The organism is Pseudomonas sp. NPDC089918, from assembly GCF_050280605.1.
Lineage (GTDB): Bacteria > Pseudomonadota > Gammaproteobacteria > Pseudomonadales > Pseudomonadaceae > Aquipseudomonas.
In genome coordinates this window covers 84,738-105,111 of record NZ_JBNNVP010000022.1, presented here as the reverse complement: position 1 = coordinate 105,111, position 20,374 = coordinate 84,738, and the positions used below count along the sequence as shown (strand labels likewise).

15 protein-coding genes and 2 pseudogenes are annotated in these 20,374 nt (G+C 50.2%); 1 reads left to right on the top strand and 16 read right to left on the bottom strand.

From position 1 onward, the window contains the following. The 15 genes and pseudogenes from ACQKPC_RS17170 to ACQKPC_RS17100 all read right to left on the bottom strand — a co-directional run. Nucleotides 1-882: pseudogene (locus ACQKPC_RS17170) on the bottom strand (NAD-glutamate dehydrogenase); the annotation flags it as partial. A gap of 58 nt (nucleotides 883-940) precedes the next feature. Further along, nucleotides 941-2,284 (bottom strand): MFS transporter, encoded by a 1,344-nt coding sequence (locus ACQKPC_RS17165; protein WP_427625653.1) that lies wholly within the window; start codon nucleotides 2,282-2,284, stop codon nucleotides 941-943. 96 nt (nucleotides 2,285-2,380) lie between these two features. Then, nucleotides 2,381-3,316 carry a cyclase family protein gene (locus ACQKPC_RS17160; RefSeq protein ID WP_427625652.1) on the bottom strand — a complete coding sequence of 312 codons (936 nt, stop codon included), beginning with the start codon at nucleotides 3,314-3,316 and terminating at the stop codon, nucleotides 2,381-2,383. A 74-nt stretch (nucleotides 3,317-3,390) separates the two neighbouring features. Continuing rightward, nucleotides 3,391-4,716 carry a dihydrolipoyllysine-residue acetyltransferase gene (gene aceF, locus ACQKPC_RS17155; protein WP_427625651.1) on the bottom strand — a complete coding sequence of 442 codons (1,326 nt, stop codon included), beginning with the start codon at nucleotides 4,714-4,716 and terminating at the stop codon, nucleotides 3,391-3,393. A 95-nt stretch (nucleotides 4,717-4,811) separates the two neighbouring features. Continuing rightward, nucleotides 4,812-7,520 (bottom strand): alpha-ketoglutarate dehydrogenase, encoded by a 2,709-nt coding sequence (gene mdeB / locus ACQKPC_RS17150; protein ID WP_427625650.1) that lies wholly within the window; start codon nucleotides 7,518-7,520, stop codon nucleotides 4,812-4,814. A 39-nt stretch (nucleotides 7,521-7,559) separates the two neighbouring features. After that, entirely contained in the window at nucleotides 7,560-7,769 is a 210-nt protein-coding gene (locus tag ACQKPC_RS17145) for an Lrp/AsnC ligand binding domain-containing protein (RefSeq protein WP_427625659.1), read from the bottom strand. A 184-nt stretch (nucleotides 7,770-7,953) separates the two neighbouring features. Beyond that, nucleotides 7,954-9,144: a PLP-dependent aminotransferase family protein gene (locus ACQKPC_RS17140; protein WP_427625649.1), complete on the bottom strand. Its 1,191-nt coding sequence runs from the start codon at nucleotides 9,142-9,144 to the stop codon at nucleotides 7,954-7,956. 192 nt (nucleotides 9,145-9,336) lie between these two features. Beyond that, nucleotides 9,337-10,079 (bottom strand): annotated as a pseudogene (locus ACQKPC_RS17135) (alpha/beta hydrolase). 280 nt (nucleotides 10,080-10,359) lie between these two features. Beyond that, on the bottom strand, nucleotides 10,360-11,559 hold the full coding sequence (locus ACQKPC_RS17130) for an ABC transporter substrate-binding protein (protein ID WP_427625648.1): 1,200 nt from the start codon (nucleotides 11,557-11,559) through the stop codon (nucleotides 10,360-10,362). Nucleotides 11,560-11,605: 46 nt separating this feature from the next. After that, on the bottom strand, nucleotides 11,606-12,610 hold the full coding sequence (locus tag ACQKPC_RS17125) for a branched-chain amino acid ABC transporter permease (protein ID WP_427625647.1): 1,005 nt from the start codon (nucleotides 12,608-12,610) through the stop codon (nucleotides 11,606-11,608). A 15-nt stretch (nucleotides 12,611-12,625) separates the two neighbouring features. Continuing rightward, nucleotides 12,626-13,498, bottom strand: coding sequence for a branched-chain amino acid ABC transporter permease (locus ACQKPC_RS17120; protein WP_427625646.1), 873 nt, complete (start codon nucleotides 13,496-13,498; stop codon nucleotides 12,626-12,628). Between the two features lie 9 nt (nucleotides 13,499-13,507). Further along, nucleotides 13,508-14,215: an ABC transporter ATP-binding protein gene (locus ACQKPC_RS17115; protein ID WP_427625645.1), complete on the bottom strand. Its 708-nt coding sequence runs from the start codon at nucleotides 14,213-14,215 to the stop codon at nucleotides 13,508-13,510. Further along, nucleotides 14,212-15,072: an ABC transporter ATP-binding protein gene (locus ACQKPC_RS17110; RefSeq protein WP_427625644.1), complete on the bottom strand. Its 861-nt coding sequence runs from the start codon at nucleotides 15,070-15,072 to the stop codon at nucleotides 14,212-14,214. Before ACQKPC_RS17110 ends, ACQKPC_RS17115 begins: the two co-directional genes overlap by 4 nt. Before the next feature lie 171 nt (nucleotides 15,073-15,243). Then, nucleotides 15,244-16,257, bottom strand: a complete 1,014-nt coding sequence (gene dmpG / locus ACQKPC_RS17105; protein WP_427625643.1) for a 4-hydroxy-2-oxovalerate aldolase — start codon at nucleotides 16,255-16,257, stop codon at nucleotides 15,244-15,246. A 5-nt stretch (nucleotides 16,258-16,262) separates the two neighbouring features. Further along, complete coding sequence (locus tag ACQKPC_RS17100; protein ID WP_427625642.1) at nucleotides 16,263-17,204, bottom strand: acetaldehyde dehydrogenase (acetylating); 942 nt, start codon at nucleotides 17,202-17,204, stop codon at nucleotides 16,263-16,265. A gap of 336 nt (nucleotides 17,205-17,540) precedes the next feature. On the opposite strand from ACQKPC_RS17100, the gene ACQKPC_RS17095 reads away from it, so the two are divergent. After that, nucleotides 17,541-18,494, top strand: a complete 954-nt coding sequence (locus ACQKPC_RS17095) for a helix-turn-helix domain-containing protein (RefSeq protein ID WP_427625641.1) — start codon at nucleotides 17,541-17,543, stop codon at nucleotides 18,492-18,494. 65 nt (nucleotides 18,495-18,559) lie between these two features. Here ACQKPC_RS17095 and ACQKPC_RS17090 read toward each other — a convergent pair whose 3' ends face one another. Beyond that, nucleotides 18,560-20,293: an acetolactate synthase 3 large subunit gene (locus ACQKPC_RS17090; protein ID WP_427625640.1), complete on the bottom strand. Its 1,734-nt coding sequence runs from the start codon at nucleotides 20,291-20,293 to the stop codon at nucleotides 18,560-18,562. Nucleotides 20,294-20,374: the final 81 nt, after the last annotated feature.

Genomic DNA, 20,374 nt, shown 5'->3' with positions numbered 1-20,374 from the left:
GGCGAACGACAGCGGCGTCGGTTCGCGCAGGTAGTTGACGGCGTAGTCTTCGATGCGCAGATCGTCGACGGTCAGGCCGGCACGCAGCAGTTTGGACAAGCCGAGAAAGGATTGCTCGTTATAAAGCAGTTGACCTCCATCGTCATGGTCAGTAACGACAAACTCTTCATAACCCAAAAAAGTAAAACGGTTGTCAGTCAGCCATTGGAGAAAGGATTTGATCTCAGCTTTCTCCTCCTCATCCATGGGGAACGAAGACTGACTGATCAACCCGAGCATCTCTTGAACCTTATTTTTCATAGGCTCAAAGTCAGCAACTGCCGCCCGAACTTCACTTAGCACCTGCTCAACTTCATGACTCAGCAAGCTCAGATCACTTGGATTGGCACACCGGTCAATCTCAAGATACATAAGCGACTCTTGCAGCACGTCGTCGCCCTGGGTACCTTTCGGCAAAACTTCCAGCAGCTCCCCCTTATCGCCGCGACGCACGCACAGCACGGTGGTTTGGAGGGTATGGATGCTGTAGCCGCGACGGCTCAGCTCGGTACGCACCGAATCAACCAGGAATGGCAAGTCGGAATGCAATACCTCAACTACCGTGTGAGTGGATTGCCAACCATGGCGCTCGTAATCAGGGTTGTAGACCCGAACTTGCGGTCGCGCGTGATCAAAACGCTCAAGCAAACGCCATGCAGAAAGGGTGCAACCGGCGAGGTCAGACAACCGACGCTGGGTCAGTTCGTCCAGGGAAATGATGCCGAAAAACTGATCAGTGAACATCTTCAGGTACGATTCCGAATGCTCACTGATGTGCTGCCCCAAGGCCGATTGCAGCTGCTCCTGAAAATCAACTTTGCTAGCAGCGGTGAAAAACGCCATGTCCTTACTCCACGTCACACTGAGATCCGTTATTACCAAGCGACTAAGCATGTTGGCACTATGTTGTAGTCAATGAACTTGCTGGTTGTGCACTGATTTTTTTTACGAATACCGCTGCCGCACCGATCAACGCAGGCAAGCTTATAAAAAAGAAAAGCTCTCTAAACCCCCATCCCATTCCGAGCATTGAGGCTCCAATTCCTGCTCCGCAAATGGCACCTAAACGCCCCATTCCTGTTGCCCAACTCACACCTGTTGCCCGAAACTGAGATGGGTAGAAATTTGCAGCCAAAGCATATGCACCTGCATTCGCACTATTAACGAAATACCCCAACACAATTATTGACGGATATAGGAAAAATACACTTGGCTTATTCAATGCAATAACAAAAGCTGTGAGTGCCCCACCCAGAATCGTCAGCGCAACGACCTTGTGGTGCTCCCAATTATCCATTTTTATTCCAATCGCGAGATTCCCAAAAATCCCGCCAGCCTGAAACAATGCACCAATAACTGCTGCTTGAGCCATGCTCAGACCAGCATCACGGCTTAATAACGGTAACCAACTCGACAGAAGATAAAGATTTATCAAGCCTACAAATAAAACAAGCCAGATAAGCAATGTACCGCTATAGTAATTCTTAGAAAACAACGCCCGTACAGAGCTATGTCCTTTTACAGAGTCTTCGGACGTGAAGAATTTTGTACTAGAATCAACCAGCCTTGGACACATCGAGTTAACAGATTTGATAATTTTACCGACGTACTTATCACGACGATGAGCCATAAAAGCAATGGATTCAGGAAGCCAAAACAGTAGAAAAAAAGAAAATACGATGGGGATGATGCCGCCAACGATTAACACTGAGCGCCACCCATAACTCGCGATGAGTGACTCACTAGCCAGCCCTCCGAGTGCAGCGCCAATTGCGAAACCAGAATAAATACTTGTCACCATCTGCGATCGACGGCGCTTCGGAGCGAACTCTGAGACCAAGGTCGCCGCATTGGGCATCGATGCACCTAAGCCAAGCCCAGTTAAGAACCTGAATACGCTCAGCGAAATGATATCCCCGGAAAAAGCGGATATTAAGCTCCATATTCCGATGGACAAAATCGATCCAATAATCACCACACGGCGCCCGAAGCGGTCGGCCAAGGGCCCTGCAATGACACAACCCACCGCCACGCCAAACAGGCCACTCATCATGACGGGCCCTAAGTCATGGCGCTGGATACCCCAATCGTCTACGAGAGCCGGGGCAATGAAACCGATGGAGGTCGTATCAAAACCATCGATCCCTAAGACCACCAGACACAGCACAAAAACAATCCACTGGCGAACACCAATCGGTTGTGAATCCAGAAACACACTGACATCGACACGATCGGAAGCGGCCATAAAGCCCCCTTTTTTTATTTTAATTTTTATGGAATCAAGCCAACTGACCAGCTCCAAATAACTTGGAGTTGGTCAGTTGAAGTCAGACAGGTCAGATCAAGGCGTAGGACGCATCACACCCAAAGAATCGCGTTTGAGCGGCGCCTTCTGAGTAGGCAATGGTGCACCAGGCTCTTCCTTCAGTGTTTCACCCATCGTCCAAGTTGAGGGTGCAATGGCAACATAACGCGCGTAACCACCACTGCCACCGAGAGGCTTGGCGAAACCGATTGAAATCAGAGCCCCGGCTTCGGGGACTTTGTCGAGATTCGCAACACCTTCTGCCTGAGCAAAATTGTTGTGCATCAACCAGGTTTCCCCCTCCATCGTCGGAGTGGAGTCAGTATCTAGAGGCTCGTGACCGTGCATCAGAGTTTTTCGATCCAAGTGCAGAAACTTCAAAGCTGCGAGGCTCACTCCCGGGAAAGGGGCATTGCGAAAACGATCATGATCGTTCCACAACTTGTACCAATCCGACCTCACCATAACGACAGCTCCCTCAGGAACTCGGCCGTTGCGTTTTTCCCATTCCATCACGTCAGAAACCTGCATGTGATAGCCCGGGTCTTTCTGGACTTTGTCGGAGATATTGATCACCACCAGAGGACGCACAGAGAACGTTGCCGGCAGATCACTGATGGTGGCGCCGACAGGGTTCCAATGCGAAGGTGGATCCAGCTGCGTGCCATATTGATCCGTTGGAATCTCGTAGGCTGTTGCTACAAATCCATGCTTCTCATAGGTGAACTCCTCGCCCTTCTCAACAAAGCCAGGAATCGTTGCACCCGCTACCGCAGCCTTGAACTTCGCATTCCCAAAACCTGGCCAAACTGCTTGATCCGGCTCAAACGCATGGGTCAGATCAATATATTTGGCCGACTTCATTGTCTGGTTGTAAGCTGTCCACAGCGATGTATCTGCTGCGTGTGCTTGTCCACACACCAGTAGTGCTGCAAAAATCGAAGTCACCCAAGGTCGCGCAGTACGTTTCATATTCATACTCTCGTTCAACATTTAGAATGATGGCAGTAGAAATAACGTTTTTTGTTTTATGGCTTTTGCACGGATTACAGCAACAAACGTCGACAATCAGCCAGCATATTTGCCAAATAAGCATTGAAGCGGCCGGCTGCGGCACCATCTATAACACGATGATCCCAACTTAAGCTGAGAGGAAGTATCAACCGAGGCACTCCCTCTTTGCCATTCCACACAACGCGAGTAGAACTCTTACCCACTCCCAGAATCGCAACCTCAGGGGCATTGATAATCGGAGTAAAATAAGTGCCTCCAATTCCACCCAACGATGAAATCGTAAAACTCCCACCTTGCATATCTCGCCCTGACAATTTTCCTTCACGAGCACGAATTGAAAGAGATGACATTTCCTCTGCAATTGCAAAGACGCCTTTTTTATCCACGTCATGCACTACTGGTACAACCAAGCCGTTTGGAGTATCTACCGCAAACCCGATGTGATAGTAATTCTTAAATACTATCTCCTCCCCTACCAAACTAGAGTTGAACTCCGGAAATTTGTTGAGCGCAGCTACAGACGCTTTCATAAGCAATGCAAGCAAAGTAATTTTTGCCTTCGCTTTATCCTGCCCTTGGTTGACTTGTACTCGGAACTGCTCAAGCTCAGTAATATCAGCATCTTCATGGTTCGTAACATGAGGGATCATCACCCAGTTACGATGAAGGTTGGCACCACTGATTTTCTTGATTCGTGAAAGCTCACGACGCTCCACCGGGCCGAATTTTTCGAAATCAACTTCTGGCCATGGCAGTAACCCAGGCATACCTACACCGGTTGACGCTTGAGCGACCTTCTGACCTTTAGCCTGGAATTCACCCGACATCACCTCCCGTACATACCGTTGGACATCGTCCTTGGTAATTCGGGAGCGAGGGCCACTGCCTTTGATTTCAGCCAACGAGACGTTTAGTTCTCTGGCGATCTTGCGTACTGATGGAGACGCAAAAACAAGTTGACCGGATGTTGTCGGTGCAGCCTCTACTTTAGGCTGTACAACACTTGTAACAGGTGACGGGGCTGGCTCTGCAGCCTGGGCCTGAATGAGTTGAGCACTGGCTTCACTCGCTTCAGGCGTAGCAGTGGCGGCCTCAGGCACCTCACTTGGCGCTGCCTGCGCCACCTGCAACATCGCGATCAACTTCCCTTCACTTACCTTGTCGCCTACGGCAACTTTTAGCGACTTGATGGTACCGGCGCTTGGAGCTGGGATATCCATCGATGCCTTGTCTGTTTCTACAACAATAAGACTCTGTCCAGGCTCGACGTGCTCGTTATCAGCAACAAGCACCTCGATAACCTCCACCTCTTTAAAATCACCGATGTTGGGAACAAAAACTTCCTGCAGCATGCTCATGCACTCACTCCTGGCGAGCCGCCACAACGGCTCACCGATTTGAAAATGAAAAATCATTCAACTTGTGATTGCTGCCGTGGCAGCAAATTAAAGACTCAACATTCCCAAGGAGCGTGTGGCGCCTTTTCGATCCCGTATTTCTGGATCGCTTGCAAACAAACTTCTGGGCTGAGCACACCTTGTTTAACCAGTGAAGTCAGAGCACTGAGCACAATGTGGAAACGATCGATTTCAAAGAAACTGCGCAGTGCCTCACGGGTATCGCTTCGTCCGAAACCATCGGTACCCATCGCAGTGAACGGCGCCTCAACATAAGACGAGATCAATTGCGGCAATGCTCTGACGTAGTCAGTGACAGCAATAATCGGTACCGCACCAGGCAGAGAGGTGCATACGTGTGAATCATTTTGTGGGTTCAACGGATTCAGACGATTCAAACGTTCGACTTCGCGAGCATCGCGCGCAAGCTCGGTAAAGCTAGTCACGCTCCAGACTTCACTGCCCACCTGCCAGTCCTGCTCAAGCAGTTCTGCCGCCGCGATGGCTTCACGCAAAATCGTCCCCGACCCCAGGAGCCGAATTTGTCGTTTACTATCAGGCACTGTGTGCGATTCGAAGAGATACATGCCCTTGAGGATTCCGGCCTCTACACCGGTAGGCAGACTAGGTTGCGCATAGTTTTCGTTCATCAGGGTGACGTAATAGAACTCATCAACCTGATGCTCAAGCATCTGCCGCATCCCGTGATCGAGGATCACCGCAAACTCACCAGCGAACGCCGGATCGTATGCCCTGCAGTTGGGCACCAAGGAAGCGCAGATATGACTGCTGCCGTCTTGGTGTTGAAGCCCTTCACCTCCGAGCGTTGTTTTCCCTGCTGTAGCACCAAGCAGGAAGCCACGCGCGCGTTGATCCGCTGCAGCCCAAATTAAATCTCCAACTCTCTGAAAACCGAACATGGAGTAGTAGATATAGAACGGCAGCATAGGCACGCCGTGTACCGAATAGCTGGTAGCAGCCGCAACCCACGAACTGATAGCACCGGCCTCACTAATACCCTCTTCCAGAATCTGGCCATCAAGCGCTTCCCGGTAGCTCAAGATAGATCCGATATCTTCAGGCTCGTAGCGCTGCCCTACGCTTGAGTAGATACCAATTTGTTTGAAGAGGTTGGCCATACCAAATGTTCTGGCCTCGTCCGCAACGATGGGAACGATCCTCGGCCCCAACTCTTTGTCTTTTAGCAGTCCGCTGAGCATTCTGACGAAAGCCATCGTCGTCGACATTTCCTTACCTTCAGCATGCGTCGCGAACGCGGCGTAACCCGACATCGCCGGCACATTGAGTACCGGAGCTTTTGGGCAACGGGAAGGACTGAAACCTCCAAGAGTACGGCGGCGCTCAAGCAGATACTCAAGCTCCAAGCTTCCCTCAGAAGGTTTGTAATAGCTGAGTGACTCCACCTGGGCATCGGAGAGAGGGAGATTGGCGCGATTTCGAATGTCGATCAGCGACTCTCTATCTAACTTCTTCTGCTGGTGCGTGGTCATTTTTCCTTGCCCAGCTTCACCCATCCCATAACCCTTTTTAGTTTGGGCAAGGATGACGGTAGGACGACCTTTTTCGAGCATGGCCGCTTGGTAGGCGGCAAAGATTTTGACCATGTCATGGCCGCCACGCTTGAGACGATCGATTTGCTCGTCCGTCAGCCCCTGAGCCAGAGCGGCAAGCGACTCGTTCTGGCCAAAGAAATGCTCACGATTGTAACGACCGTCCTTCGCAGCAAATGTCTGAAATTGACCATCCACTGTGGTGGAAAGCGCTCTGACAAGCGCCCCATCCTTGTCCCTGGCGAACAGTCCGTCCCAATCCGAGCCCCACACGAGCTTAATGACGTTCCAACCTGCCCCAGAGAAAAGTGCTTCCAACTCGTCAATGATGCGACCATTGCCTCGAACAGGCCCGTCCAAGCGCTGAAGGTTGCAGTTCACGACCCAGACAAGGTTATCCAGCCCTTCCCGAGCGGCGAGCGTCAACGCAGACATGCTTTCCGGCTCATCCATCTCACCATCACCGAATACACCCCACACCCTTCGACCTTCGGTGTTCAGCAAATTGCGGTGCTGAAGGTAGCGCATGAAGCGAGCTTGATAGATTGACGAGATCGGGCCGATCCCCATCGAACCAGTAGGAAACTGCCAGAAGTCAGGCATCAGCCATGGGTGCGGATAGCTGGAGAGACCTTGAACTCCCTTACGACTTGCCACGATCTCTTGACGATAATGATCAAGGTTTTCTTCGCTCAGGCGCCCCTCAAGGAAAGCTCGTGCGTATACACCAGGAGCTGAGTGAGGCTGATAGAAGACCAAATCGGGCCCTATCGCACTATCTGGCCCCTTGAAAAAGTGGTTGAACCCCACCTCGAACAGGTCTGCCGCACTGGCATAGCTCGATATGTGGCCGCCGAGTTCACCGTAAGCTTGGTTGGCCCGCACGACCATAGCGAGTGCGTTCCATCGCATGATCGAAGCAAGGCGCTCTTCGATTGCCAAATCACCAGGAAACGGAGGTTGCTGGTCGACAGTGATTGTATTGACATAAGGAGACCCTAGCATCGGACGCCAGCCAATCGCAGGATCGCGAGCTACCTCGGATAGCATGTCGAGGATTTCCCTCGCGCGGGCTGGCCCGGCATGCTCTACCAAAGACAGAAGCGCTTCACGCCACTCTGCTGTTTCAGCGCTATCGGCGTTAGTATCGGCTGATTGGCCAGGCAAAAAATCATGCAGTTGAATATGGCTCATAGCCGTCTCCTTATTTTTGTTATCGAACTATTAAATAAACTATTTAATAGACCGCAAAACGATTACTGTCGGTATATTCATTACGACCTCGCGGATCAACTGCTCAGCCGAAGCAACATCATCCACTAACACTCGTAGAACATATTCAAAATCGGGCCCATAACGATACATAGCCCGCACCTCATCATATTGCCGCATTGCTTTCTCAAAAAAATCAGCCGCACACTGAGTATGCTCTCTCAGCTGCACATTGATAAAAATGTTCACTTCGGTGCCTCAGATTAACAATGCCCGAGTCTTTCGAGCCGGGCACAGAAGGAAAGAGCAGTTCAGCGTTTGAAAAAAATCACCACTAATAGCCCCAAGACCAAGACAACCCTGAAACTTTCTATGTCGATATTTGGCATACGCTGAACCACCTATCCCGTCACGCCTATGAAAGCTCGGCTGTTAGGAGATTACCGAGAGCACTGATGCCCTTGACTATATTTTCATCCGACTGTGTCGAATAACTGACTCGGGCGGTATTAACTTTTTGATCTACTGAAAAAAAGCTAGCACCGGGAACATAAGCAACTTTAGCCTTAGGCAAGGCCTGCTCAAGCATAAATGTTCCTGCATCAAAACCCTCAGGAAACGTCAACCAGGTAAACATACCGCCACTTGGCTCTGTATAGCGAACCGAAGCAGGAAAAGTCTCTCGAATAGTATTCAGCATCAAGTCTTTCTTGCGCAGATAAACCTGACGAATTGACTCGATATGAGCATCCATATCGTATTTTTCCATGAAGAGTGATACTGCAGCCATATTCAGAGTGCTGCATTGCGTATCGGCGGCGAGCTTCAGCAAACTCAGTTGCTGGATCAATTCTTCAGACGCAACAGCCCAACCCAAACGAAGGCCCGGAGCGAGAATTTTCGAGAAACTACCCAAGTAAATTACGCGATCTTCGGTATCGAAGGTCTTAATAGGGGGAAGTGCCTCGCCTTGATAACGGATCTCACGATAAGGAGTATCCTCAAGCACAATCAGATCATGTTTGTTAGCAAGCTCTATGAGGCGCTTGCGCCGATCCAGACTCAGGGTTACGCCTGTTGGGTTCTGGAAATCCGGAATTACATAAATAAATTTAACCCCGGAGTTTGTCTCCAGGGCTTGAGCCAAAGCGTCCATATCCATTCCGTCATCATCCATCTTGACAGGAATGTAACGCGGCTCATAAGGGTTGAACGCGATCAACGCGCCCAGAAAAGTTGGGTCTTCGGCAACAATACCATCGCCCTTATTGATCAGCAGTTTTGCGACTAAATCCAGACCTTGCTGACCGCCCTGGAGAACAAGCACGTTGTCTGGCCCACAGGCCACGCCTTCTTTCGCCATGCGCTCAGCGATTTGTTCACGAAGTTTCAACGACCCATTAGATACGGTGTATTGCAGAGAGTCTCGACCTTGGTCAAGAATCGCCGTCTGATACACATGATTCAGCTGTTCAAGAGGAAACAACGATGCATCAGGATAGCCTCCTCCAAACGAAATAATTTCCGGATCCGCGCCAAGCTTCAGCAATTGGCGAATAGCCGATGGCTTGACGTTGATCATCCGTTCAGCGAGCCGAAGTGTCATTGAATCCACCCTGTAAATTTAAGTGTTGGTACGCCGTTTTTTAACGTTCAGGGAAACTGCGCAAGCGCCAATTTTTGACTCGAAAAAAACGAAATGAATATGGGAATACGATACCAGCCCCTATTTAACGAGCTTTAACGAGCAGGCCTAAAGTTTCAGGAAACAGCCATAGTGAGTGAGGTCTGCGCAGATTCACTGGCCTGCCTCGGCTCCCCAAATCTTGAGCAGCCATTCACAGGTTTCCGACATTTTCGTCCCAGCTTCGCCAATCTCAGCAGCCCAACGAAGATAGCCATGGTTCAAGCCATAGTCCCTTTTCCACGTCACTTGAACAGAGAACTCCTGGAGCCTTATAACGAAGGCCTCCGACTCATCGCGCAGGGCATCAAATTCAGCAGTTTGGACATGCGTGGACGGTAGGCCATGTAAGTCAGCGCGGCCTGGTGAAACGTAGGCTTGGCTAGCTACCCGAGGATCATCAAGGTACATATCCCAAACCAGTGCATGGTGTTGGCCGTTAGCCCGAAGCCAGTATCAAAACTGGTGTAGCTTGGATACTGCGCGTCGTAATGATCGGTAACCGGATAAAAGAGCAACAGACCACAGGCCAGGGACATGCCCTCATCACGCAACCGAAACGCCGAGACCGCAGCCATATTTCCGCCAGCACTATTTCCAGCTAAAACAATTTTTTCAGCGTCGATCGACAAGGCCGCTGCGTTATCCGCCACCCATTTAGCGGCATCAAGACTGTAATCTGACCCTCGGGGATTTGGCGACTCTGGAGTAAGTCCGTAATCCACAGATACAACAACGCATGGAGCTCCCAAACAAAGCAATCGGCAGATCTCGTCGTGTGAATCAAGATCGAGAACACAAAAACCGCTACCGTGAAAAAAGATTACGGCAGGGAAGACAGACTCTCCGGAAGGCATTGTAAATGCGAATCTTGATGCCTCCGTGTCGACCAGCAATCGTCGAGTTTTGCACCGATGAGACAGCTGTGGTCTGAGCGTAGATGTACCCTTGTTTGGCCCGTCGTCGGGCTTCCTCTATGGACAACGTTTCATAAACGGGGGAGATTACGACCGGCGTCTAAAATCGCCGAGATGGTGGGATGAAGAGGAGTTTTGCTCCTTCCGAAGATTGCATTGGAAAAAATCAGTGCATCAAAAGCTCCGAATGTGGGGATGTCATTCGGAGCTTTTTTGATAATTAATTCATGGCTGTGACTATCTCGAAATCCTTCCCTACGACCTTGAACAAGGCGTAATTGCCGGATACATCGCCGTTAGCGTCAAATTTCAACTCACCAGACGCGCCTTTGTAATCGATGTCTTTTCCAGCATCGATCAGTTCCTTGGCCTTCTTCCACTCACCCGCCAGGATTGGCTCTCCCTTACCGTCTGAAATAGCACGCAAGGCTTCTGGCAATTTGGTTTTGTCGCCACCCGCCTTCTCAAGCGCAAGTGCAAGCATGAAAACGGCATCGTAGCCAGTCGTTGTGAAGATGGCGTTAGGGTCTCCACCATCCTTCTTGAATGCCTCGCTAAACAGCTTCAGCGATTCGGACTCAACACCCACGGGAGAAGAGACAAGGAAGTTAGACAGGTTGTCTGTTCCCACCCCCTTGATCAGCGCAGCGGACTTCATACCTTCTCCGCCAATGAAATTCTTGAAGAAGTCATTTTCAATGGCTTCACGCATAATGGTCAGACCGGAAGTGTCGCCATAGTCGAATACCAGCAGAGTACCGGCACCAGACTTCGCCAACTGGGCCAAATCAGAACGATATGAAGACTTGTTCTCTTCATGCGCAGCATAACCGGTGACCTTACCGCCGATTGACTCATACTCCTTCTTGAAGGCCTCTGCGAAGCCTTTGCCGTAATCATTGTTGATAAACGACACAGCGACAGTTTTTGTGCCACGCGAGATCAGAGTACGTGCGAGTGCCTGACCTTGATATTCATCAGACGGGATAGTGCGGAAAACCGTATCTTTATCTTTCAGCTTAGATAGTTCAGGCGAGGTGCCTGCCGGGGTAATCAAAACGATGCCAGCGGGAATAGTTACAGAGTTAGCCGCAGAAAGAACCGCACCAGAGCACCACGGCCCTACCACACCCAAGACCTTGGATACGTTAACCAGTTTGGTAGCGGCATCAGCACTCAGTTGAGGGTTGCAACCATCGTCCGAAGTGATACCAACTAATTTATCGCCCTTCAGCATACCGCCTTGGTCATTAACTTGTTTCACCGCAAGGTCATAGGCCTTCATAATTTCCGGCGCTAATGCAGCAGTACCACCTGTAATCCCACCCAAAAGCCCAATCTTAATATCTGCAAAAGCAGGTACGCTGACAGCAATGGTACCGAGCAAAACTGAACACAATCCAATCTTCTTAAAGTTCATACGAAGCTCCAGTGCTTAGGTAGTGGCAGTGCATCAATTGATGTTTTTATTTATTTGAGGACGGGCTAACTTCGCAGGCTGCATCACTCACAGGGGGCTGCGCTTTTTTTACCGGACTTATTACTTTTCGCATTGCCTCGGGCAACAATCCCTCCGGACGGAATCGAAGAACGAGTTGAAGTAGTAACCCAATCAGAAATATTCGCGCATATTTGGCTTTCAAAGCCCATTCGGCCGGTAACTGATCAGTAACAAACTCGGATGAAGACCAGATCAACCAGATGATTAGAGCGCCAAGCAATACGCCTCGATTGTTTCCAGAGCCGCCCAAAATAACCATGATCCATGCCAGGAACGTAATGATCATAGGATCAATGGCATCTGGCGTAATAGTTCGAGCCAGGTGAACATACAGTGCGCCTGCTAGGCCCATGAGTGCGGAACCCAGAATGAAAGCTTGAAGCCTGCGATAAGGGACATCTTTCCCCATCGCCAACGCTGCAGTTTCATTGTCGCGAATTGCACGCATCATCCTTCCCCATGGCGAACGTGCCTGACGCTCGATCAGTAGGTAAGCCACCAAAAGGATGGAGGCCGCTACTGCTAAGTAAGCCCATTGCGCCTGGGCATAGGGCAGATCGCCGAATGGCCGAGGAATCCCGCTTATGCCACGAGCTGAGTTGGTCAACCAATCTTCTGATCGCGCCACTAAACGGATGGCCTCGGCAAACCCGATAGAAACGATGGCCAAATAATCAGAACGAAACCGCAGGCATATTTTACCGATAGGCCAAGCCAGTATTGATGTGACCACCATCGCCCCTATCATCCCCAGCGGAACTGATAGTTCAAACCCACCAAGTCGACCTTCCGCGTGAGGCGAGGTCAGAATCGCTGAGGTGTAAGCACCTACAGCGAAGAACCCTGCGATGCCGGCGTTGAACAAGCCAGCGAACCCCCACTGGATATTCAAACCCAGCGCAATGCAGCCGTAAATACAAATAAATATGGCCAAGTAGACGGGATAATTTAATGCTTCAAGCCATTCCATAAAAACCACCTCTGCCTACAAAAGTTTGCCGTGAAAAATCCCCGTCGGGCGCATTAACAGGACGACGAGAAGAATGACGAATGGGGCCAATATTTTGTATTCCGTCGGAATCGCTAGAACTGAAAGTTCTTCCACAATCCCCACGATCAAGCCCCCCACAATCGCTCCTTCAATTCGTCCTACGCCTCCCAGGATTGCAGCGGCAAATGTCGGCAAAAGAATGTTCCAGCCCATCATCGATTTAACTTCGGTGTTAAGTCCAAGGAAGAAACCTGACGCAGCACACAAACCACCGACAATCATCCAGGTCAAAGTCACAACCTTGCGATTATCTATTCCGCACAAAAGTGCCAAGTTCGGGTTGTCGGACATGGCACGCATCGCCTTGCCCCACTTGGTGTTTGTCAAAAACAGTTGCAGAGTAATGACCAAACCCACCACTACCCACAACGTGATAATCTCATAGCTTTTTATCTTGACGCCAAACCAATCGTGAGGCCGGGTAATTCCGAGACTATAGCTTTCGGTATTTACGCCCCAAATCATTTGAACCACCGAACGCAGCATCAATGCTATCCCGAGAGAAGCAATAGTGGTGATGATCATTGGTCGACTACGCAAGTGGGCATAGAACACACGATCAATCCCTACTGCAACCGAACCAGATAGAACAACTGCCACCGGAAGGGCTACATAGATCGGCAACCCTAAAGATGTGACAACAAATAACGCAACGAAAGCGCCCAGTGTCGCCATATCTCCATGAGCAAAATGCCCGTGACGCATTATTGCGTAGACCAGAGTTACCCCAATAGCTCCAAGCGCATATACAGAGCCTTGGACGATACCGGGTACTAGATAGAAGTTAATGAAATCGAGAATGCTCATAGATCTTTCTTATCCACCCAAAAACATTTCAGCGACTTGCCGATTGCCTAATAGCTCGGCCCCGGTGCCCTCGTGGCGATTTTTTCCTGCTGCAAGTACATAACCGCGATCGGCGAACGCTAGCGCTTGTTTAGCGTGTTGCTCAACCAAGAGAATGGCTACGCCTGTATCCCGAATGTCTCGGCTGATCTGGAATATCTGCTCCATGTATTTGGGAGATAGGCCAGCTGTAGGTTCATCTAAAAGAAGAACTTGTGGATCAAGCATAAGTGCCCGCCCCATAGCGACCATTTGGCGCTGACCGCCTGAAAGACTGCCCGCTGGGGCCTTAGCTTTTGCTTTCAGATCGGGAAACAGGTGATACACATTGTCCAATGCTGCCGAATAGTCACCTTTACGCAAAAAGGCGCCCATCTCAAAATTTTCATGTACCGTCATGTCAGCGAAAATGTTCTGTACTTGAGGAACGTAGCAAACACCTGCGCCCACGATTTTGTTAGGAGCCCAACCCGTAACGTCTTGATCCCCTACTTTGATAGATCCACCTCGGACTTTTAAAAGTCCAAATATGGATTTCATCGCGGTAGACTTCCCAGCACCGTTAGGCCCAACGATAACGACAATTTCGCGTTTGGCCACGTCGATAGACACGCCATTTAATATATCCGCATCACCGTATCCGCCACGGACGTCGGCCATCCTCAATAGTGCAGTCATGCTGCGTTGCTCCCCGTTTCGCCAAGATAAGCTTCTAGCACCCTGGCATCGGCTCGCACTTCCGCTAAAGTGCCCTCTATCAATACACTGCCCTGTGCCATACAAACGACTGGATCACAAAGCCGCTCAATCATCTCCATATCATGCTCGATCAAAATAAATGTATACCCGAGCTCTTTATTTAAATACTCAATTTTTTCTTCGAGTTTTCGCAGCAATGTCCGATTAACGCCGGCGGCAGGTTCATCTAGGAGAACGAGTTCCGCTTTGGTCATTACTGTACGACCAAGTTCCAACAGCTTTTTTTGACCGCCGGATATTTGACCTGCGCGCTGATCAGCAATATGCGTGAGCTCTAAAAACTCTAGAACTTCCCACGCTTTCTGGCGTGTAGCTTTTTCTGCGACTGAGGCACGACGAGGTGTGAGCCAATTACTGAATATCGACTCTCCTGGTTGATTCGGATCAACCATCATCAAGTTTTCTAAAACCGTTAACTGGTGAAACTCGTGAGGAATCTGAAAAGTACGAACCAAGCCTTTGTGGAATCGCTGATCAGGTGTTGTCCGGGTGATATCTTCACCGTTGTATATGATCTTCCCTGCACTGGGCCGATAAGCCCCTGCGATCATATTGAACATCGTAGTCTTACCGGCTCCGTTAGGGCCAATCAGACCAGTGATCGATCCTTTCTCTACAGTAATCGTGCATCCATCAACAGCTTTAAATAGTCCAAACTGTATTCCCAAACCCTCACAGGAAAGAATGGTCGAGGGGCGACTTTTTGCCTGATCAACCTGAACAGCATTACTTCTTTTAACTTCGGAGTTTATGTCCGGCGCAAGCGACAATGTCATCGGTGCCATTCCTCGAAAGCTCTCCGCCCAAACTAGCTGTAAGGGCGGTAGGCTTGGTTTCTGTGTGATATGAAATTATCAGCTTGCGGTTAAAAAACCTGCCGCAGGAGAGCCATAGATTTCATAGGAAGGACGTTCTTTAACGATGCAAGGAACTAGACTGCGAAAGGATCAACCGTTTTGTTGCTTGGCGAGGTCAAGAGCGACATCTTGAATCATGTCCTCCTGCCCACCGATCAGACGGCGGCGCCCGATCTCTACCAGAACAGCGCGTGGATCCAGCCCGAACTTAGCAGCAGCATTTTCGGCATGACGCAGGAAACTCGAATAAACACCGGCATAACCAAGTGTGAGCGTCTCCCTGTCCACGCGTACCGGCCGATCCTGAATAGGTCGGACGAGGTCATCAGCCGCATCCTGGAGCTTGAACAGATCGCATCCGTGCTCCCAACCATAGTGGTTAGCGACAGCAATAAAAGCTTCCAGAGGGCAATTGCCCGCCCCTGCGCCCATACCTGCCAAGGACGCGTCTACTCGACGAGCTCCCTTCTCCACCGCAACAACGCTGTTTGCAACAGAAAGGGACATGTTTTCATGAGCGTGAATGCCACGATCAGTCCCAGGCTTCAGAACCGCATCCAAAGCATCGAAACGCTCTCCACAGTCTTTAACCGTAAGTCCACCAGCAGAGTCGGCCACGTACACACAACCAGCACCGTAGCTCTCCATTTTCAGCGCCTGCTGAGCCAGTAACTCTGGTGTCGTCCCGGATGACATCATGAGAAAACCGGAGACCTGCAATCCCAGGTCTTTCGCAGCAGCGATATGCTGCGCCGAAATGTCGCCTTCGGTGCAGTGGGTGGCAATACGAATGTTCTTAATCCCTGCGTCTCGGGCGCGTTTCATGTCTTCAATGGTGCCGATACCAGGCAGCAGAACTGTCGTCAGCACCGCACGCTTGCAGACCTTTGCCGCCTGCTCGATGTAGGCGAGATCTGTATGCCGGCTGAAACCATAGGTCAGGCTGGAACCGTTCAAGCCATCGCCGTGGCCCACTTCAATCCCATCAACACCAGCTTCGTCTAGAGCTTCGACGATATCGCGAACGTGGCCCAGGTCGTATTGCTGGCGAATAGCATGCATGCCATCACGGAGGGTGACATCAAGAATAAAGAGTTTGGTCATTTCGCTCACCCAATCCAGTTCCGGAGTTCAGATACACGCTCCGCTGTTTTAAGCGCAGCGGACGTCATAATGTCGAGGTTCCCGGCATAGGCAGGGAGGTAATGTGCAGCCCCCTCAACCTCAAGAAAAACGGAAACCTTCAAGCCTACGAACGGATCCGCTGGACGGGTAAGCGGCAAAGGGCTTTCTTTGGTGAATCGCTCGAACTGCACACTTTGCTTCAAGCGGTAGCCCGGTACGTACTCCTGGACGCTAGCGACCATCTCGTTCACGGACAGTCGAATGGCTTCTTCGTCAGCATCTGCACAGAGGCAGTGAACGGTATCCCGCATGATCAGAGGAGGTTCAGCTGGATTAAGAATGATGGTTGCCTTACCCCTTTTTGCTCCTCCAACTAGCTCCAGACCACGAGATGTGGTTTCCGTGAACTCATCAATATTGGCCCTAGTTCCTGGCCCTGCCGACTTGGATGCAATGGACGCAATGATTTCTGCGTATTGAACCGCTGCCACTCGATTGACCGCCGCCACTATAGGAATTGTCGCCTGACCACCGCACGTCACCATGTTCAGGTTTGGCTCGTGCAGATGCTCTTCAAGGTTCACCGAGGGAACGATGTAGGGGCCGATCGCGGCAGGGGTCAGATCGATAATCTGTACGCCTTTGGCCCGGAGAATTTCGTCATGATGTTTGTGTGCACCAGCTGAAGTAGCATCAAAGACTATGCGAATACCCTCGAACTCCGGCATCCGCAATAAGCCCTCAATCCCTTCATGGGTAGTGGCTACACCAAAGCGCCGAGCACGATCCAATCCGTCTGAATTGATGTCGACACCTACCATTGCCACAACCTCAAGCACGGAGGATTGGCGAAGCACTTTAATCATCAGATCGGTACCAATGTTGCCCGATCCAATAATCGCGACTTTGACCTTTGACGTTGACATTGTTTTTCTCGCAAAGATTTGATGGCTCTCTAATCGGGGACTTACGCACCAACAAAGTGCACCGTTCGAGTTTTGACCGGCTGAGGGCATTTGGCTGTTTTATATGCCCGTCTACCTAGTCACGATCCTATCCTCGGTCTAGAGCTGTCGCTCCCTCCTAAGCGCCATTTCTTTCATCAAAAGGCCAGAGCACTCTTAAAGCTTGGAGTAGACTGAATATAACCCGCAAGCACGGGGCGCGCGGGCGTTTCACCCGCGCCAAAGGACTGCATGGCATGGTCTGTGCAAGAAATGCTTTTGCGAGAAAAACGTTACTTTCGGTAAGCGAGTCCTGAGATGCTGAATTCCCCAGTTTTATTCAATGAATACGCTCATGCACAAGCCATCAACCCTCTGAGCAATTGGGATAACTACTCAGATTTCTACATGGGATCTAGCTACTCGAAATTTCCGCAGGAGCACCGATCCTCCAAAGGTCGCCTACCTTTCAGAATGATCAAGGTTGAACAGGGATCTCATAATTTCGTTGACCCAAGCGTCAACGAAACCATTCTTGCCTTACCTATCGCCGTTTCCAACCAGTGCACTTGGTCGTGGAAAATGGGCGATCATAGCCAACGTCAGATCGCGGAACCTGGAAGAATGCTCGTCGTTCCATCTGAGATGGAGAGCGCTTGGGAGGTAAACGGTGATCGCACAATTCTGGTACTGGCGTTACCAAACGAGACAGTGAAAACCGTCCTGGGGGCCACCTGCCCTCACCGTATCACTGAAGCGTTCTGGCCTCTCGCAGAAGAAACGTGGTCAGATCCACTGGTAGAATTAATGATGAACCGTCTGTGGGAGAACATAGTCGGAGGTCAGCCCGCCAACAGTTTGTTGGGAGATGGCCTTCTGATTTCAATTCTCTCTCAAATGCTGATCAAGGCTGGCACCAGCCTCGAAGCTAATACTGCCGTTGTGCTCCCTCAGTGGCGGTTAAAGCGAGTAAAACAATTCGTTATGGCCAACCTTGGCTCTGAAATCTCGCTTGACGACCTCGCCAGCGCAGCTGGGTTGAGCAGACGCCATTTCGCACGAAGCTTTCATCAAGAGATTGGTGAAACACCACACAGATGGTTGATGCAAATGCGCCTGGAAAAAGCAAAGGAAATGCTTAAGCTCTCGGATAGCAGCCTCTGTGAGATTTCGGAAAGTTGCGGTTTCGCTAGCCAAAGTCACTTCACAAGCGCGTTGAAACAAGCAACGGGAATGACCCCTCTAAAGTGGCGCCAGCACTTTCGCACTTGACTAAATAGAGTTAGTTCATTCCATTCTCGTGAGCAGCCCGTCTGCTCACGCAGCCTAACAGCTTATTAAGAAAATTCGGTAGACTCATCTTTACTCAAGTACATATCACGCATTGACCCGTCTTTTCTTTGCATTGGGTAAACATGCTCTTCTGGATCGACTTGTACATCTACAAAAACAAGTCGATCCTTTATTTTGAAAACATCTTTTAGTTGTACGGCCATCTGATCACGGTCGGTGATACGCACGCCAAAATGCCCGTAAGCCTCTGCAACAGCGACAAAATCGGGAAGCGAGTCCATATAGGAATGAGAGTGCCGACTTCCGTGATTGATATCCTGGAGCTGCCTAACCATTCCCAACGAACTGTTGTTAAGATTAATGATCTTAACATTTATACCAAATTGCAGACATGTAGAGAGCTCTTGAATATTCATTTGAATACTTCCATCACCCGTTACACAAATCACTTCATTCTTTGGAAAGTTAAGCTTCACACCCATCGCAGCGGGCAGTCCGAACCCCATTGTCCCTAACCCTCCAGAGTTGATCCACCGATTGGGCTTATCGAATAAATAATGCTGTGCGGCGAACATTTGATGCTGCCCCACATCAGAAGCTACGAACGCGTCCCCTCTTGTAATTTCATGAAGAGCTTTAATTACCTCCTGAGGCTTGATCAGGACACCAACTCCTTTCTGGTACGGGAACATCCCCCGCTCATCCCTCCATCCCTCAATCCGGTGCCACCAGGCGCCTAGGCGATCACTAGCAGCTCTTGACATCAACTCAGAGACAAAGGTAAAAAGATCACCAAGAACACTACGCACATCACCCACAATAGGAATATCGGCTTTGACAATCTTAGATATCGATACTGGGTCGATATCTATGTGGATAACTAACGCATCAGGACAAAATTTATCGGCTCCATTTGTGACTCTGTCGTCAAACCTTACTCCCACGGCGAGAATGACATCTGCATAATGCATAGCCATATTCGCCGTGTAACTACCGTGCATACCTAGCATACCCACAAACTGCCGATCAGAACCTGGATATCCGCCAAGCCCCATCAGCGTGTTGGTCACTGGGGCATTAAGCAACTGCGCAAGTTCAGTTAGGATAGTAGAACCCTTCCCAAGTATGACTCCTCCCCCAGAATAAATGATGGGTTGGCGCGCGTTGACTAACATCTCAGCAGCTCGTTGTATCTGACCTAAATGTCCATGTTTAGGTGGATTATAAGCCCTTATCCTTCCTGACCGGGGATAGGCATACTCGAACTTGTTATCTGGATTTGTAACATCTTTCGGCAGGTCTACTACGACTGGGCCTGGGCGTCCGGACTCTGCTAAATAAAAAGCCTTCTTGAGGATTTGCGGAATCTCTGATGCATGCTTAACAATGAAACTATGCTTCACGATCGGTCGTGAGATTCCGATCATGTCAGTCTCTTGAAAAGCATCCGTACCAATTTGCCAGCTGCTAACCTGACCTGAAAGGACAACCATTGGTATCGAGTCCATGAAAGCGGTAGCTATACCGGTGACCGCGTTCGTAGCACCTGGCCCAGAGGTTACCAAGACAACCCCCGCCTTCCCTGTCGCCCTGGCATAACCGTCAGCCATGTGTGTAGCTGCCTGTTCGTGGCGAACAAGGATGTGTTCAATCTCCGGCACCTTGAACAGCGCATCATAGATGTGCAACACAGCGCCGCCAGGATAACCGTACACGTAACGTACACCCTCGTCCTTAAGAAACTGGACGATCATCTCCGCACCCGACAATAACGACATATCAAGATCCCATTATTCTTATTGAATCACTTGAATAGAAGTTGGTAGGCAGTTATAGCTACCTCGCCCAATGCAAAGCAG